A 17,222-nucleotide genomic window follows, 5' to 3' on the forward strand; every position below is an offset into this window, starting at 1 on the left:
ATGAAAGAAAACAATATAAAGAAAGTCCTGTTGCTCGGTTCCGGTGCACTGAAAATCGGTGAAGCAGGTGAGTTCGATTACTCCGGCAGCCAGGCGCTCAAAGCGTTGAAAGAGGAAGGTATTCATACCGTCCTTATCAACCCCAATATTGCCACTGTGCAGACTTCGGAAGGAGTTGCCGACCAGATTTACTTCCTGCCCGTCACCCCGTATTTCGTGGAAAAAGTCATTGCGAAAGAGAAACCGGATGGCATCATGCTTGCATTCGGCGGCCAAACAGCACTGAATTGCGGGGTTGCCCTCTACAAAGAAGGCATCTTCGAAAAATACGACGTGAAAGTGCTTGGCACCCCCGTACAAGCCATTATCGACACAGAAGACCGTGAAATTTTTGTTCAGAAACTCAATCAGATACATGTAAAGACCATCCAAAGCGAAGCTGTGGAAAATGCTGCTGATGCCCGCCGTGCTGCTGCCACGTTGGGCTATCCGGTCATTGTCCGCGCTGCCTACGCACTTGGCGGACTGGGTTCCGGCTTCTGCGACAATGAGGAAGAACTGAACGTGCTGGTTGAAAAGGCCTTCTCCTTCTCTCCGCAGGTGCTCGTTGAGAAATCACTGCGTGGCTGGAAGGAAGTGGAGTATGAGGTGGTGCGCGACCGCTTCGACAACTGCATCACCGTCTGCAACATGGAGAACTTCGACCCGCTGGGTATTCATACGGGAGAATCCATCGTTATTGCCCCCTCACAGACGCTTTCAAATACCGATTATCATAAGCTGCGCGAACTGGCTATCCGCATCATCCGTCACATAGGTATTGTAGGAGAGTGCAATGTGCAGTATGCCTATGACCCCGAAAGTGAAGATTACCGGGTGATTGAGGTGAACGCCCGCTTGAGCCGTTCTTCGGCTTTGGCCTCTAAGGCTACGGGGTATCCGCTTGCCTTTGTTGCCGCCAAGCTCGGACTCGGTTATGGTCTGTTCGACCTGAAGAACTCTGTGACAAAAACCACAAGTGCTTTCTTTGAACCTGCGCTGGACTATGTAGTCTGCAAAATCCCCCGTTGGGATTTGGGCAAGTTCCATGGAGTGGACAAGGAACTCGGTTCTTCGATGAAGTCCGTAGGAGAGGTGATGGCTATCGGACGTACTTTTGAAGAAGCTATTCAGAAAGGATTAAGAATGATAGGGCAGGGCATGCACGGTTTCGTAGAGAACAAGGAACTCGTCATTGCCGATATAGATAAGGCGCTGCGCGAACCGACGGACAAGCGCATCTTTGTTATTTCAAAGGCTTTCCGCGCCGGATACACCGTAGACCAGGTGCACGAACTGACGAAGATTGACAAATGGTTTCTGGAGAAGCTGATGAACATCATGAATACCAGCAAGGAACTGGAACAATGGAGCAAGAACCACAAACAGATTTCAGAACTGCCTCTGGAATTGCTGAAAAAAGCAAAAGTACAAGGCTTCTCCGATTTCCAGATTGCCCGTGCCATTGGCTACGAGGGAGATATGGAAGACGGCATTCTCTATGTACGCAACCATCGCAAGAGTGTTGGTATCCTCCCTGTGGTGAAGCAAATCGATACCCTTGCAGCAGAGTACCCTGCACAGACCAATTATCTGTATCTGACGTATAGCGGCGTTGCTAACGATGTCCGTTATCTGGGCGACCGCAAATCCATTGTTGTTCTCGGCTCCGGTGCATATCGTATCGGTTCTTCCGTGGAATTTGACTGGTGTGGCGTGCAGGCATTGAATACCATCCGTAAAGAGGGCTATCGCAGCGTCATGATTAACTATAACCCCGAAACCGTATCTACGGATTACGATATGTGCGACCGTCTCTACTTCGACGAGCTCACCTTTGAACGTGTGATGGATATCCTCGAATTGGAAAATCCACATGGGGTCATTGTTTCTACGGGAGGTCAGATACCAAACAACCTCGCCCTGCGTCTGGATGCACAGAATGTGCCTATCCTCGGAACTTCCGCTAAAAGCATCGACAATGCCGAAGACCGTGAGAAGTTCTCCGCTATGCTGGATCGTATCGGCGTAGACCAGCCACGCTGGCGCGAACTTACGAGTATGGACGATATTAACGAATTTGTGGAAGAAGTGGGTTTTCCGGTATTGGTGCGTCCGTCTTATGTGCTCTCCGGTGCGGCAATGAACGTCTGCTCCAATCAGGAAGAACTGGAACGTTTCCTTCAGCTTGCTGCCAATGTATCGAAGAAGCATCCGGTTGTTGTCAGCCAGTTCATTGAGCATGCCAAGGAAGTGGAAATGGACGCTGTGGCACAGAACGGTGAAATTGTTGCCTATGCCATCTCCGAACATATTGAGTTTGCCGGTGTGCACTCTGGTGATGCAACCATACAGTTCCCGCCACAGAAGCTCTATGTGGAGACAGTGCGCCGCATCAAGCGCATCAGCCGCGAGATTGCACGGGAACTGAATATCTCCGGCCCGTTCAATATCCAGTATCTGGCTCGTGAGAATGATATCAAGGTGATTGAGTGTAACTTGCGTGCTTCGCGTAGTTTCCCGTTCGTCAGCAAGGTGCTGAAGATTAATCTTATTGAACTGGCAACGAAGGTGATGCTGGGACTTCCGGTAGAAAAGCCAAACAAGAATCTCTTTGAACTGGATTATGTAGGCATCAAGGCAAGCCAGTTCTCTTTCAATCGCTTGCAAAAAGCAGACCCGGTGTTGGGTGTGGATATGGCATCTACGGGAGAAGTGGGTTGTATCGGAAGCGATACGTCCTGCGCTGTGCTGAAAGCCATGCTCTCAGTTGGTTACCGTATTCCGAAGAAGAACATTCTTCTTTCTACGGGTACGCCGAAACAGAAAGTGGATATGCTTTCTGCCGCCCGTATGTTGCAGAAGAAGGGATATAAGATTTTCGCCACAGGCGGTTCCAGCAACTTCCTTACAGAGAATGGGGTGGAAAATACCCGCGTTTACTGGCCCAGCGAGCCGGAAAATCATCCGCAGGCACTGGATATGCTGCACAATAAGGAGATTGATATGGTAGTGAATATTCCGAAGAACCTCACCGCAGGCGAGTTGGACAACGGTTATAAAATACGCCGTGCTGCCATTGACCTTAATGTGCCGCTGATTACGAATGCCCGTCTGGCAAGCGCTTTCATCAATGCTTTCTGTACGATGAGTGTGGATGATATTGCGATTAAGTCGTGGGAAGAGTACAAATAGACTATACAAGACTATGTCGGACGATGAAAGAAAAGAACTAAGTCGTAAACTGCATTATGGCCTGGCATTGGCTGAGCGGAGAATGCTTGAAGAGAAAGCCCTGCGGAATGAGGATGTGATACAGGGAACATCAGATGGGCAGATTAAAGCTGTGCCGGCACGGAGGCTATTGCGCAAGATGTATGGCAAGTCATCAGAAATTAAAGTCAATAAGGAATAAATATCCTTTTTGATAAATTGTAGAATAGCCTCCGTTGCATTGTGAAAGATGCAACGGGGGCTATTTATTTTATATGTTGCAAAACATACGCCTCTTTCTTCCTGATTTCAAATAAATAACCTTACTTTGCGCCAGCACAGTTCAGCACAGTTGACTTTGCTACTCTAATCCTTGATTAAACCTGTATCAGTATGAAAACAATTTTCAGCCAACAGACAACGAAGGTAAAACAACTGGCCGACCTCATCAGCCAGGATATCTCTATGGGGCGCTATAAGACGGATACCGCTCTGCCTTCCATCAATCAGTTGAGCCATGATTATAAAGTTTCCCGCGACACGGTGTTCAAGGCATTTATCGACCTGAAAGAGCGGGGAATTATAGATTCTACACCAGGTAAGGGCTATTATGTAGTCAATCGGCAAAAGAATATCCTACTCCTGCTTGATGAATATTCCCCTTTTAAGGACACACTCTATAACAGCTTTGTCCGCCGCCTTTCTGCTCAATATAAGGTAGATCTTTGGTTCCATCAATATAATGAATCATTATTCAACGCCCTGCTTCGCGATTCCATCGGGCGGTATAATAAGTATGTTGTGATGAACTTCGACAATGAAAAATTCTCTCCATATCTCTATAAGATAGATGCTTCCCGATTGTTACTGCTCGATTTCGGACGGTTCGACAAACGGGAGTATTCCTACATCTGTCAGGACTTTGGCGAGGCGTTCTACGGGGCAATGTCTCAATTGTCCGACAGGTTGCAGCGCTATCGCCGGCTTATTCTTTTTCTGCCGAAAGAGAGTAAGCATCCTAAAGAGACATGCGAATACTTCAAGAAATTCTGTATTGATAATCGTCTGGATTATACCGTTATAGAGACAATGGATGAACAAGAGGTACATGCCGGAGAAGTTTATATTGCCATCCGGCAGGTGGATGTTGTGGAGATCGTGAAGAGAAGCCGTGCCGCAGGGCTGACGTGCGGGGAAGACTTTGGTCTGATAGCCTACAACGATACCCCTGCTTACGAAGTGATTGATAAAGGAATTACAGCCATGAGCGTAGACTGGAAAGAGATGGGTACCATGACGGCGGACTTTATTCTGACAGGTAAGCCCGTGCAAGTATATTTGCCAACAAAAATTCATTTTAGAGGCTCCTTATAGTCTTTTTTATGAAATGATTTCAGCACAGTTCAGCATAGATGAAATGTTATTAACCCAATAAAATAAGAGTATGAAAAAGTATCCGAAAATCGGGATTCGTCCCACCATCGATGGCCGCCAGGGTGGCGTGCGCGAGAGTCTTGAAGAGAAGACCATGAATCTGGCAAAGGCAGTAGCCGAGTTGATTACCGCTAATCTGAAGAACGGTGACGGAAGTCCCGTGGAATGTGTGATTGCAGATAGTACCATCGGACGCGTAGCAGAAAGTGCAGCCTGTGCCGAGAAGTTTGAGCGCGAAGGGGTAGGTTCTACCATTACGGTGACTTCCTGCTGGTGCTATGGTGCTGAGACGATGGACATGAATCCGCAGTATCCGAAAGCTGTTTGGGGCTTTAACGGTACGGAACGTCCGGGAGCGGTGTACCTGGCTGCCGTGCTGGCGGGACATGCACAGAAAGGTTTGCCTGCATTCGGTATCTATGGTCGCGATGTGCAGGATTTGGATGATAATTCTATCCCTGCTGATGTGGCTGAGAAACTTTTGCGTTTTGCCCGTGCTGCACAGGCGGTGGCAACCATGAGGGGAAAATCTTACCTGTCAATGGGCAGCGTTTCCATGGGTATCGCAGGTTCTATCGTCAATCCCGATTTCTTCCAGGAATATCTAGGCATTCGTTGCGAATCTGTTGACCTGACTGAAATCATCCGTCGCATGACTGAAGGTATTTATGATAAGGAAGAGTTTGCTAAAGCGATGGCATGGACAGAGAAGTATTGCAAGAAGAATGAAGGCAAGGATTTCAATCTTCCCGCTAAGACCAAGACTCGCGAACAGAAGGATGAAGACTGGGAATTCATTGTGAAGATGACCATCATCATGCGCGACCTGATACAAGGCAATCCGAAGCTGCGTGAGATGGGTTTCAAGGAAGAAGCACTCGGACACAATGCCATTGCAGCCGGTTTCCAGGGACAGCGCCAGTGGACGGATTTCTATCCGAATGGTGACTACTCCGAAGCTCTGCTCAACACTTCATTCGATTGGAATGGTATTCGTGAAGCTTATGTAGTGGCTACTGAAAATGATGCCTGCAATGGCGTAGCTATGCTCTTCGGCCATTTGCTGACGAACCGTGCTCAAATCTTCTCGGATGTGCGTACGTATTGGAGCCCCGAAGCTGTGAAGCGTGTTACAGGTAAAGAGCTCACCGGTATGGCTGCCAATGGTATCATTCATTTGATTAACTCCGGTGCCACTACTTTGGACGGCACAGGTCAGCAAACAAATGCACAAGGTGAGCCTGTTATGAAACCTCATTGGGAAATCTCAGAAGCTGAGATGGAGAAATGTCTGGAAGCAACCACTTGGTATCCTGCCAATCGTGATTATTTCCGTGGCGGTGGTTTCTCTTCCAATTTCCTGTCTAAAGGTGGCATGCCTGTGACGATGAGCCGTCTGAATCTTGTGAAAGGCCTTGGCCCCGTGCTCCAGATTGCAGAAGGATGGACGGTGGAAATTGATCCGGAAGTTCACAAGTTGCTCGATGAACGCACGGACCGCACTTGGCCTACCACTTGGTTTGTACCCCGTTTGTGCGATAAACCGGCATTCGAAGATGTATATTCGGTGATGAACAACTGGGGAGCCAACCACGGTGCCATCAGCTACGGGCACATCGGTCAGGATTTGATTACGCTGGCTTCTATGCTTCGTATCCCGGTTTGCATGCACAATGTAGACGAGAAGAAAATTTTCCGTCCGGCTGCATGGAATGCGTTCGGTATGGATAAGGAAGGAGCGGATTATCGCGCCTGCACAACGTACGGTCCAATTTATAAATAAACACTAAAGTAATAGAAACATGATAACTAACGAACAGATAGAACAATTCATTGCCCAGGCGCATCGGGTAGGAGATGCCGGATTGACAATTTGCAGTAGTGGCAACATATCCTGGCGCATTGGCGACGAGGTTTTGCTTTCGGGCACAGGCTCATGGGTACCTTCTCTCCCGAAAGAGAAGGTGGCCGTCTGCCGCCTTTCTACCGGAGAAGTGCTGAATGGGGTGAAACCTTCTATGGAGAGCGGTTTCCACCTCGGTGTATTGCGTGAACGTTCCGATGTGAATGTGGTCCTGCATTTCCAATCCCACTATGCCACGGCTGTAGCTTGTATGAAAAATCGTCCCACGAACTTCAATGTAACGGCAGAAGTGCCTTGCCACGTAGGTAGTGAAATTCCGGTGGTGCCTTATTTCCGTCCCGGCTCGAAGGAGTTGGCACAAGGGGTGATTGATGCCTTGAAAGACCATAATTCCGTCCTGTTGTTAAAGCACGGACAGGTAGTGTGCGGGAAGGATTTTGACCAGGCTTTTGAGCGTGCCATGTTCTTTGAAATGGCGTGTCGCATCATCATCCAGTCCGGAGGCGACTACACGGTACTTACTCCAGAAGAGATAGATGACCTTGAAACGTATATCTTAGGGAAGAAAACCAAATGATGAATACCTATCTGGCAGTAGATTTTGGAGGTGGAAGCGGTCGCGTGATGGCCGGTTCCATCTGCCAGGGTACGCTGAAACTGGAAGAGGTGTACCGTTTTCCGAACCGCCAGGTGCGGATTGGCAATCATGTGTATTGGGATTTCCTTGCCTTGTTCGATGAAATGAAGAATGGACTCCGGCAGGCTGTGCGCAAAGGTTATCATATCAGAAGTATCGGCATTGATACTTGGGGTGTGGATTTTGCTTTAATAGATAAGAACGGAAATCTGTTGGGAAATCCTGTTTGCTATCGCGATTCGCGGACGGATGGTTTGCCGGAGGAGTTCTTTGATACTTTGGAGACGAATGCCTCGTGCATGGATGCTAAGGTTTCCAATAACCATCCCGGGGGCAGTCTTTCCCAGCATTATTCCGAAGCGGGGATACAGGTGATGTCTATCAATACGCTTTTTCAACTCTACAGCATGAAGAAAAGCGGTGATGTGCAGTTGGAAGTGGCAGACCGCCTTTTGTTCATGCCCGATCTTTTCAGTTTTTTCCTGACCGGGGTGGCGAACAATGAATATTGCATTGCTTCTACCTCCGAATTGCTCGATGCCCGTAGTCGTACTTGGAACCGGGAGTTAATTTGTCGTTTAGGAGTACCTGAACATCTTTTTGGTGACATTGTGATGCCGGGTACTGTGCGTGGTAGACTGAAACCGGAGATTGCCGAAGAAGTAGGTCTTACGGAAGAAGTGGATGTTATTGCTGTCGGTTCTCATGATACGGCAAGTGCAGTTTTTGCTATTCCTGAGACGCAAGTGGATAAATCGCGTTGTGCATTTCTCAGTTCGGGAACCTGGTCTTTGCTGGGTGTGGAATTAGACGAACCCATCCTTACAGAAGAAGCCCGGATATGCGGTTTCACTAATGAGGGCGGGGTAGGAGGAAAGATCCGTTTTCTCCAGAATATCACTGGACTGTGGATACTTCAACGCCTCATGGCACAATGGAAAGAGCGGGGCGAGGAGTGTGGCTATGATGTACTGCTCTCCGCTGCTGAAAGTGCGGATATTTCTTCCGTCATTGATGTGGACGACAAAGTATTCCAGAATCCAGCAGATATGGAAGCTGCCATAGCCGGGTATTGTCGTGAACATCAGTTACCTGTTCCTGCCACTTCGAGCGAGTATGTGCGTTGTGTACTGCAATCGCTTGCCCAACGTTATAAACGGGCCATTGAGCAATTGAATCGCTTGCTTCCGTCTCCGGTAGAGCAACTGAACATCATCGGCGGTGGTTGCCGCAATGCATTGCTGAATCGTCTGACTGCCGATGCACTGGGCATTCCTGTCATCGTCGGTCCTGTGGAGGCAACTGCTATCGGGAATATTCTGGTGCAAGCCATGGCGAAGGGGGAAACCTTGTATAAATTGAAAATTAAAAATTAAAAATTAAAAAATTTCCTGGCGGCGTGCTTTTACGGCGCAGCCAAATTCTTCATTTTTCATTTTTAGTTCTTCATTCAAATTGTATTTTGCGAAAATCTACGTTTATTTGTATTTTAATAAAATAACTATGGACACACCAATCAAACGTTATCCTGCCAAAGAACACCACCAACCTGTGGAACGCATCTGCCGGACACTGGAACTTCGTGATGACCCGGAACTGATAGCCGAATACCGTCGCCGTCACAGCCAGGCAGCCATCTGGCCCGAAATACCCGCCGGCATTCGTGAAGCCGGCATTTTGGAAATGGAAATCTATCTGTTAGGCACCCGCTTGTTTATGATTGTCGAGGTACCTGTGGGGTTCGACTGGGATGCCGCCATGGAACGCCTTGCCTCCCTGCCCCGGCAACAGGAATGGGAAGACTATATGGGCATCTTCCAGCTTGTGAAACCTGGTTCCACTGCCACCGAGAAATGGCAGCCGATGGAACGAATTTTCCACTTATATGACTAACTGACAAAAGACAGAAATACCATGAATAACACCAAGAAAACCAGTATTATCAGCAAAGACGGAGTAAGTTATCTCATTCCGTTCATACTTATCACCAGTTGCTTCGCCTTGTGGGGCTTTGCCAACGACATTACCAACCCGATGGTGAAGGCCTTCTCCAAAATCTTTCGTATGAGCGTCACTGACGGGGCATTGGTGCAGGTGGCTTTCTATGGCGGATACTTCGCTATGGCATTTCCGGCGGCTATTTTCATCCGCAGGTATTCCTATAAGGCGGGCGTGTTGTTGGGATTGGGATTGTATGCTATAGGTGCATTCCTGTTCTATCCCGCTATGTTGACGGGGAATTATTACCCTTTTCTCATTGCTTATTTCATCTTGACGTGTGGTCTGTCATTCCTGGAGACGAGTTGTAACCCTTACATCCTCTCCATGGGTGATGAGGCCACTTCTACCCGCCGACTGAATCTGGCGCAATCTTTTAACCCGATGGGGTCGTTGCTGGGTATGTATGTGGCGATGAACTTCATCCAAAACCGCCTCAATCCGATGGATACTATGGAGCGCAGCCAACTTTCGGATACGGAGTTTGCCGCCGTGCGTGATTCGGATTTGACGGTGCTGATTGCCCCTTATCTCATCATCGGACTTGTTATTCTGGCCATGCTGATTCTAATCCGCATGGTGAAGATGCCGAAGAATGGTGACCAGTCTCATGGCATTAACTTCTTGCCTACATTGAAGCGGATATTTACGATACGCCATTATCGTGAAGGAGTGATTGCTCAATTCTTCTATGTAGGAGCGCAAATCATGTGCTGGACATTTGTTATTCAGTATGGCACACGCTTGTTTATGTCACAAGGCATGGAGGAGAAGGCGGCAGAAGTACTTTCACAACAGTACAATATTATCGCTATGATTATCTTCTGTGCCAGCCGCTTCATCTGTACATTCATTCTGCGATACCTCAGTCCGGGATTGTTATTGAAGGTGCTGGCTATTGCTGCCTGTTTCTTTACTGTCGGAGTGATTGGTTTCCAAAACATCTGGGGAATGTATTGTTTGGTGGGTGTATCTGCCTGTATGTCTTTGATGTTTCCGACGATTTACGGCATCGCTTTGCAGGGATTGGGTGATGATGCCAAATTTGGTGCTGCGGGACTGATTATGGCTATCTTGGGTGGTTCGGTGTTGCCGCCGCTTCAGGCAAGTATCATCGATTGCCAAACATTGCTAGGCATGCCTGCCGTGAACCTGTCATTCATCCTTCCGTTCATCTGCTTCGTGGTGATTGTCATTTACGGGCATCGGTCGTATTGTAGGGAGAAAAGGAAGTTGTAGTCACACTTGGATGGCGGAAATGCCACACTTTAACGTCTGAAATGCCACACTTGGAAATGTCTGAAGTGTGGCATTTCATGTATTTAGATGTGGCATTTCCGCCATTTAAGTATGGCATTTGGAATAAAAGGGTGAAGTCTGTTCCTTATTCCTTCTTTTTCACTACTTTTGCAACGCAAGATAAATCAAATAAATTATTGCAGAACATAAATATACTTAGTAACACGGATGAAAGTACTATATTCCTTTTTTCTTCTGTGCCTTTTGACTATAAATATAGCTTGTGCACAAGGAGACGAGATAGATGAGAAATGTTACATCTTATGTATTAATTCATATACGGATGCTTCCCCCTGGAGTAGTCGGATGATTTCTGATATGACAGAATTTGTACTGAAAGACCCTAACATCACTCTTTATGCAGAGCATATGAATATGCTGATGATTAATAATGATACCATTCTGGAAGAGTTCAAGCATGATATTCTAAATAAATATCAGAAACGTCCCCGTATGGTGGTTTTGTTGGGAAATCCTGCCTTGATATTGCGCGACGAATTGAGAAAGATGTGGGGAGATATCTCTATCATACTTTGTGCACAGGAGGACTATGTAGGACCACAAGAAACATATCTCCAAAAACTATCTATTCAGAAGACTGACCGCATTCCTCTCTCAGACTTGTCTGATTCTTATAATCTTACTTTTCTGTACGCCAACCTCTATGTCCGCGAAAACATTCATCTGATGGAACAGATGATTCCCAATATGGAGAAACTGATATATATAGCTGATGGGCGGCAGATTAATAAAAATAACGCCGTGGCTATAGAAGAAGAACTGAATGCCAACTATCCGAACATCAGATTTCAGTTTTGGTCTTCTGAAAGGATGACTACGAACCAGCTGCTGGATTCTTTATACTACGTAGATTCCAAAACAACAGGAGTCCTATTCTCCTCTTGGTTTTATAAATCTACATTCGCAGGCAACACTTCGCTGACAACAAATTCTCATAAACTCATCGCTACTGCTTCCGTTCCCTTGTTTTCTCTGAACTTTATAGACATTGCAAGCGGAAAGGAAGGCATGGTGGGTGGATATACCTATGATCAGAAGCTTTATATTCAGAGGTTGACTCAAATAATGACAGAAGTATTGGGAGGAAAACAAGCACGCGATATTCCTTTCTATATTCCATCAGACGGAGCGCCTGTCATCAATTACGAAATACTATTGCGCAAAGGGCTGTCCCCTTCACGGTGTCCTGCAAATACTCATCTTCTGAATAAGCCCCCCACATTTTGGGAGCATTACCGCTATTTCATTCTGGGAACGCTTCTTAGTATTTTGTTGCTGACGCTGCTCTTCCTCTATCGCATTCGTAATTTGAATGAATTGAAAAAAGCCCAGCAAAAAGAAATAGATATGATGGCTATTTATAAGAATTTGGTGAATAATATGCCTTTACTCTATATGCAGGAAGAATTGGTTACTGATGAAAACGGTGTTCCTGTCGAGTTGATTTACCGGAATGTAAATTCTGAATTTGAGAAACATTTTTATCGTAAGGAAGATGTTGTTGGCAGAAAAGCCAGTGATATATTTCCTGAATCCATGGCTGAGTTTCTGCACTTCACCAAGATTGCATTGACAGAGAACAGGGCGATTACATTCCCGTATTATTTCAAGGCTATCAATACTTTCTATGATGTGATACTGAAAGGTACGAATCAGGGTAATATGATTGATGTCTTTTGTATGGACAGTACAGAGTTGCATAAAGCACAGCAGAAGCTGAGTGCAACAAATAATAAGCTTGCCATGGCCCTTGATGTAGCAAATATCGTTCCCTGGAAATGGGACTTATTAAGCAAAACCATTTTGTGTGACATCAATAGGCCGATAGAGTTGAGTACCAATGGAAAGGATGTGGAAGAAGAACAATTGGCTGTGCCTGATTCCCAATATTTCGCCAAGATATTCAAGGAAGACCGCCAACGGGTGGAAAAGGCATACCAGGACTTACTTGAAGGGCGATCAGAGAAAGTGAAAGAGGAGTATCGGGTAGTCAACGTACAGAAAAACAATTTGCGCAAGATAGAATGGGTGGAAGCTCAGGCTGCTGTTGAGACGCGCGATGAAAATGGAAAACCGCTTACGCTGGTTGGTTCCTCTCTCGTCATCACCAACCGCAAAAAGATGGAACAGGAACTCACCACGGCAAGAGACCGTGCCGAAGAATCCAATCGCTTAAAATCAGCTTTTCTTGCTAATATGAGCCATGAAATACGTACTCCACTGAATGCGATTGTAGGCTTCTCAGGCATATTGGCGTCTACTGAAGAAGAGCAGGAGAAGCAGGAGTACGTTAGTATCATCGAAAACAATAATACGCTGTTGCTGCAACTGATAAGTGACATTCTCGACCTGTCGAAGATAGAAGCCGGTACGCTGGATCTGAAATACTCCAATGTCAACCTTAATGCACTGATGAGAGAACTGGAATGCGGCCTGTTGCTGAGGGTAAAATCGGATGCGGTGAAGCTGGAGTTCGTAGAACCACCCCTGCCTTGTATCGCATATACGGAGAAGAGCCGGTTATCCCAGTTAATAATAAATCTTGTGACTAATGCTATTAAATTCACTCAAAAGGGGAGTATCCGTTTCGGTTACGAACTGAGGGGGAAAGAGCTGTATTTTTATGTCACAGATACCGGATGTGGTATTCCCAAAGATAAGCAAGAGAATATTTTCGGACGCTTTGTCAAGCTGAACTCTTTTGCGCAGGGAACTGGGTTGGGGCTTTCCATCTGCAAGACGTTGATGGACCACATGGGTGGAAAGATCGGTGTGGAGTCGGAAGAAGGACAGGGTTCGAATTTCTGGTTTACGTTGCCCTACAAACCCGCTATGGATATAAATAAAACAAGGAAACAGGATACTGTTCAACCCATCGTAGTGGAAAAGGGTAAGCTAACCATCCTGATTGCAGAAGATAATGCAAGTAATTACAAACTGTTTGAGTCTATCCTGAAATTTGACTACCATTTGATTCATGCCTGGGATGGCAGGGAGGCGGTAGAGATGTTCAGGGAACATAATCCGCAGATTGTATTGATGGATATCAATATGCCTGTTATGGACGGTTACGAAGCTACGCAGGAAATCCGTAAGTACTCGGCAAAGACTCCTATCATTGCTGTCACGGCCTTTGCTTATGCCTCAGATGAACAAAAGGTTATGGAAAGTGGTTTCGATGGGTATATGCCTAAGCCAATCAATGCTAAGCAATTGAAAGCACAGTTGATGGATATCATGCAGAAACGTATTGTCCTGTTGTGAGATGATTATAATCCTTTCTATATAAACTTCGAGAAGAGCGATGCCCCGCATATTATATATGGATATAGCGGGGCATCTTTGTATTTTCTACTTATGTATTTTTCTGATATTCCGCTGGAGTCATTCCTGTCATCCGCTTAAAGAACTTCGAAAAAAACGACGGATTGGGAAACCCCAGTTCATCAGAAATCTGGAATACCAGCATATCGCTGTGTTTCAGCAATACTTTTGCTTCAAGAATAATGGCTTGATTGATCCATTGCATGACCGTTTGTCCACTGCTCTGCCGGATAACCGTACTCAGGTAGTGTGGAGTCAGGCATAGTTTATTCGCATAGAAACTGATGGCACGCTCACGTTTGCTATGTTCATTCACCAGTGTTATGAAGCGGCGGAATACCTCTTCCTGACGTGAAGGTTGGAGTGGGGCAGACTCTTGATTCTTTGCGTAAATGTATCTTATATTATAGAGTAGTGCCGCAATCAGATGTTGTACTACTTCCCGGCGAAATGGCACTTTATGTACAGTGTCCCATAAAATAGAGAAGAAAGCACCCGACTGTTCCCATTCTTCATCAGTTAACGAAAGGAGGATGCCGTGTTTCATGTATGAATCTGTCAGTGCTCCCCCTTGGGTGATAGGCAGAAAGTTATTGTCGGGAACAATAATCTGAAAGTCATAGTCCTGACTAATTTCCAGCAACTCTATCAGTGAGTTGGAAGGGCTGATGATTATCATTTGCTCTTTCACTGTATATTCTATCAGATTGATGGAAATCTTTGCTGTACCTCTTAGTATCCGGATAATCCGGCTTTCCTTAGTGCGGTAAGGTTGTCCGGTGCGAAACAGGATGCTATCCATTTGGGCAAAACTGATGACAACCCCGATATCACGGTTGATGAAACGGAAATCGTTATTGTTGACGATGTTTGTATTACTCAGCAATTCGCCGAGCCCAAGATCCATAGGTTTACTCTTCTCCATAATCTTTTTTTCTCCTGATAATTTATGTATATCTGTGGCAAAGATAAGAAAAGTAATGGCTTTCTTGTCTTTTTATACTGATGGTCGAACAAATAGAACATCATTACGCACAAATAGAATGTATCCATATACTTTTATGCTTTATCTTTGCGTTATAAAACAAACAAGAAATATATATGGAAATGAAACGAACTATTCTCTCTTGTTCTTTTGCTCTTGTGGCGATGCTGACACACGCACAACTTACATTGGAAACGTGCCAGCACCTGGCACAAACGAATTATCCGTTAGTACGCCAATACGGTTTGATAGAGAAGGCACGTGAATATAATCTTGCCAATGCCGGAAAGGGATATTTGCCGCAGTTTTCCGTTTCGGGAAAAGTAACGTATCAGAGTGATGTCACAAAGCTTCCGGTGGAAATACCGGGAGTGGATATAAAAAGTATGCCTAAAGATCAGTATCAGGTGATGCTTGAAGTATCACAGAACATCTGGGATGGTGGTGATATACACTCAAAGAAGCAACTGATGCGGACAACATCAGATATAGACCGCGAGAAACAGGATGTGGATATGTATGCATTGAACGACCGTGTGAACCAGGTTTACTTCGGTATCTTGCTATTGGACGAACAGGTACGACAGAACCAGCTTCTGCAAGAAGACTTGGAGCGTACGCACAAACAGGTTTCTGACTACATGGCGAATGGCATTGCCAATCAGAGTGACTTGGATGCCGTGAGTGTGGAGATACTGAACACTCGCCAGAAACGCATTGAATTGGAGTCCTCACGACAAGCGTATCTGAGCATGCTTTCTATATTCATAGGAAAAGAAATCGGCATCGGGACTACCTTGCAAAAGCCTGCGGATATTCTTGAATCAGCGTCACTTGTGAACAATCGTCCAGAACTTCGTTGGTTCGATGCACAGGGAAGTCAACTAAATGTGCAGGAGTCTGCCTTGAAAACTCGTTTGCGCCCTCGTTTCGGGCTGTTTGTGCAGGGAGCTTACGGCAATCCGGGGCTGAATATGCTGAAAGATGATTTTTCTGCATATTATGTAGCAGGGGTCCGTATGTCATGGAACTTTGGCAGTCTGTATACTTTGCGCAACGACCGCAAACTGATAGATAATAATCGCAGACTGCTGGAGACAAATCGGGATGTTTTCCTGTTTAACACTCATCTGCAATCCACCCAACAGAACTCCGCCATACTTTCCATGCGCCGACAGATGGCGGATGATGATGAGATAATCCGTTTGCGTGTCAACATCAGAAAGGCTGCCGAGGCAAAAGTAGCGAACGGAACACTCACCGTTACTGATATGCTGCGTGAAATTACATCTGAGAACCTGGCACGCCAGACGAAAGCTGTACACGAGGTGCAATTGCTGATGAATATTTGGAATTTGAAATATATTTTGAATAAGTAGTCAGTAGATAGTAGTTAGTAGTAAGTAGGAATGTCCTGTTTATGAAAAGCGAACATGAAGTAAACTATCTTCTACCAACTACTATCTACTGACTACTAACTACTAAAAAAACATTATTATGAAATCAAGTAATTTACTGGGATTTTGTTCCCTATTGGCCCTTTTCTCCGCTTGTGGAAATGGTACTCCGAAATATGATGCTACCGGAACATTCGAAACAACCGAAGTACTGGTATCCGCCGAAGCATCGGGCAAGCTACTTTACTTCAATATAGAAGAAGGCACCGTGCTGAAAGCAGGTCAGGAAGTCGGTGTGGTAGATACTGTGCAACTCTATCTGAAAAAACTACAACTGGAAGCGAACATCAAGTCTGTTGAAGAACAGCGTCCCGATATTTTGAAGCAAGTGGCTGCCACCAAAGAACAGATAACGGCTGCTGAACGGGAACGGAACCGTGTGTCAAACTTACTAAAAGTGGGTGCTGCCAATCAGAAGCAACTGGATGATGCGGACGACCAACTTGAAGTGCTTCGGAAACAACTTGTGGCGCAAAACTCTACATTATCCAACAGTCACCAGAGTCTGACGTGGCAGAGTTCTTCTGTCGGCATTCAGGTGGCTCAGGTGGAAGACCAATTGAAGAAGTGTTATATCACCTCTCCAATAACTGGAACTGTATTGGCTAAGTATGCCGAAGCAGGAGAATTGACTGCTGTGGGTACGCCACTTTTCAAGATTGCCGATACGCAGCAGATGTATCTTCGCGCATACCTCACTTCCGAGCAACTATCGCAAGTGAAGTTGGGACAGAAGGTCACTGTTTTCTCTGACTATGGCACCGATGAGCACAAGCAATATCCGGGCGTTGTGACCTGGATTTCGGATACTTCCGAATTTACTCCGAAGACCATTCTGACTAAAAATGAACGTGCTAATCTGGTATATGCCGTCAAGATAGCTGTGAAGAATGAAGGCTATTTGAAGATAGGCATGTATGGTGGAGTGGAGTTTAGTGACAAGTGATATAG

Annotated in this window: 12 protein-coding genes; 11 read left to right on the forward strand and 1 reads right to left on the reverse strand. The window is 45.9% G+C overall.

The window, feature by feature from the left end; all coding sequences use genetic code 11:
- The 9 genes from carB (at position 1) to HMPREF9447_RS00645 (ending at position 13,769) form a co-directional block, all read left to right on the forward strand.
- On the forward strand, positions 1-3,234 hold the full coding sequence (gene carB / locus HMPREF9447_RS00605) for a carbamoyl-phosphate synthase (glutamine-hydrolyzing) large subunit (RefSeq protein ID WP_009127262.1): 3,234 nt from the start codon (positions 1-3) through the stop codon (positions 3,232-3,234).
- Positions 3,235-3,247: 13 nt separating this feature from the next.
- A complete protein-coding gene (locus HMPREF9447_RS00610; protein WP_009127263.1) occupies positions 3,248-3,454 on the forward strand; it encodes a hypothetical protein in 207 nt (68 codons plus the stop codon).
- 191 nt (positions 3,455-3,645) lie between these two features.
- Entirely contained in the window at positions 3,646-4,626 is a 981-nt protein-coding gene (locus HMPREF9447_RS00615) for a GntR family transcriptional regulator (protein WP_009127264.1), read from the forward strand.
- Positions 4,627-4,696: 70 nt separating this feature from the next.
- Entirely contained in the window at positions 4,697-6,469 is a 1,773-nt protein-coding gene (gene fucI, locus HMPREF9447_RS00620; protein WP_009127265.1) for an L-fucose isomerase, read from the forward strand.
- Positions 6,470-6,488: 19 nt separating this feature from the next.
- Positions 6,489-7,127 carry a class II aldolase/adducin family protein gene (locus HMPREF9447_RS00625; RefSeq protein ID WP_009127266.1) on the forward strand — a complete coding sequence of 213 codons (639 nt, stop codon included), beginning with the start codon at positions 6,489-6,491 and terminating at the stop codon, positions 7,125-7,127.
- Positions 7,127-8,563: a rhamnulokinase gene (locus tag HMPREF9447_RS00630; protein ID WP_009127267.1), complete on the forward strand. Its 1,437-nt coding sequence runs from the start codon at positions 7,127-7,129 to the stop codon at positions 8,561-8,563. Before HMPREF9447_RS00625 ends, HMPREF9447_RS00630 begins: the two co-directional genes overlap by 1 nt.
- A gap of 127 nt (positions 8,564-8,690) precedes the next feature.
- The gene (locus HMPREF9447_RS00635) at positions 8,691-9,080 is read left to right on the forward strand and encodes an L-rhamnose mutarotase (protein WP_009127268.1); all 390 of its coding nucleotides are present in this window, start codon (positions 8,691-8,693) and stop codon (positions 9,078-9,080) included.
- A 21-nt stretch (positions 9,081-9,101) separates the two neighbouring features.
- Positions 9,102-10,424: an L-fucose:H+ symporter permease gene (gene fucP / locus HMPREF9447_RS00640; RefSeq protein WP_009127269.1), complete on the forward strand. Its 1,323-nt coding sequence runs from the start codon at positions 9,102-9,104 to the stop codon at positions 10,422-10,424.
- Positions 10,425-10,652: 228 nt separating this feature from the next.
- Positions 10,653-13,769: an ATP-binding protein gene (locus HMPREF9447_RS00645; RefSeq protein WP_009127270.1), complete on the forward strand. Its 3,117-nt coding sequence runs from the start codon at positions 10,653-10,655 to the stop codon at positions 13,767-13,769.
- 91 nt (positions 13,770-13,860) lie between these two features.
- Here HMPREF9447_RS00645 and HMPREF9447_RS00650 read toward each other — a convergent pair whose 3' ends face one another.
- Positions 13,861-14,754, reverse strand: a complete 894-nt coding sequence (locus HMPREF9447_RS00650; RefSeq protein ID WP_009127271.1) for a helix-turn-helix domain-containing protein — start codon at positions 14,752-14,754, stop codon at positions 13,861-13,863.
- Between the two features lie 176 nt (positions 14,755-14,930).
- Here HMPREF9447_RS00650 and HMPREF9447_RS00655 point away from each other — a divergent pair, with 176 nt between their 5' ends.
- Both HMPREF9447_RS00655 and HMPREF9447_RS00660 read left to right on the forward strand, forming a co-directional pair.
- Positions 14,931-16,193, forward strand: a complete 1,263-nt coding sequence (locus HMPREF9447_RS00655; RefSeq protein ID WP_009127273.1) for a TolC family protein — start codon at positions 14,931-14,933, stop codon at positions 16,191-16,193.
- A gap of 118 nt (positions 16,194-16,311) precedes the next feature.
- Positions 16,312-17,217 (forward strand): HlyD family secretion protein, encoded by a 906-nt coding sequence (locus HMPREF9447_RS00660; RefSeq protein WP_009127274.1) that lies wholly within the window; start codon positions 16,312-16,314, stop codon positions 17,215-17,217.
- Positions 17,218-17,222 lie beyond the last annotated feature (5 nt).

Origin of the sequence: Bacteroides oleiciplenus YIT 12058, from assembly GCF_000315485.1 — a bacterium.
Lineage (GTDB): Bacteria > Bacteroidota > Bacteroidia > Bacteroidales > Bacteroidaceae > Bacteroides > Bacteroides oleiciplenus.

Excerpts from the sequence above, each read along its gene's own strand:
- HMPREF9447_RS00615 (WP_009127264.1), top strand. The coding sequence starts at position 3,646 with ATGAAAACAATTTTCAGCCAACAGACAACGAAGGTAAAACAACTGGCC.
- HMPREF9447_RS00625 (WP_009127266.1), top strand. The coding sequence starts at position 6,489 with ATGATAACTAACGAACAGATAGAACAATTCATTGCCCAGGCGCATCGG.
- HMPREF9447_RS00645 (WP_009127270.1), top strand. The coding sequence starts at position 10,653 with ATGAAAGTACTATATTCCTTTTTTCTTCTGTGCCTTTTGACTATAAAT.
- HMPREF9447_RS00655 (WP_009127273.1), top strand. The coding sequence starts at position 14,931 with ATGGAAATGAAACGAACTATTCTCTCTTGTTCTTTTGCTCTTGTGGCG.
- HMPREF9447_RS00630 (WP_009127267.1), top strand. The coding sequence starts at position 7,127 with ATGAATACCTATCTGGCAGTAGATTTTGGAGGTGGAAGCGGTCGCGTG.
- fucI (WP_009127265.1), top strand. The coding sequence starts at position 4,697 with ATGAAAAAGTATCCGAAAATCGGGATTCGTCCCACCATCGATGGCCGC.
- carB (WP_009127262.1), top strand. The coding sequence starts at position 1 with ATGAAAGAAAACAATATAAAGAAAGTCCTGTTGCTCGGTTCCGGTGCA.
- fucP (WP_009127269.1), top strand. The coding sequence starts at position 9,102 with ATGAATAACACCAAGAAAACCAGTATTATCAGCAAAGACGGAGTAAGT.
- HMPREF9447_RS00610 (WP_009127263.1), top strand. The coding sequence starts at position 3,248 with ATGTCGGACGATGAAAGAAAAGAACTAAGTCGTAAACTGCATTATGGC.
- HMPREF9447_RS00660 (WP_009127274.1), top strand. The coding sequence starts at position 16,312 with ATGAAATCAAGTAATTTACTGGGATTTTGTTCCCTATTGGCCCTTTTC.
- HMPREF9447_RS00650 (WP_009127271.1), bottom strand. The coding sequence starts at position 14,754 with ATGGAGAAGAGTAAACCTATGGATCTTGGGCTCGGCGAATTGCTGAGT.
- HMPREF9447_RS00635 (WP_009127268.1), top strand. The coding sequence starts at position 8,691 with ATGGACACACCAATCAAACGTTATCCTGCCAAAGAACACCACCAACCT.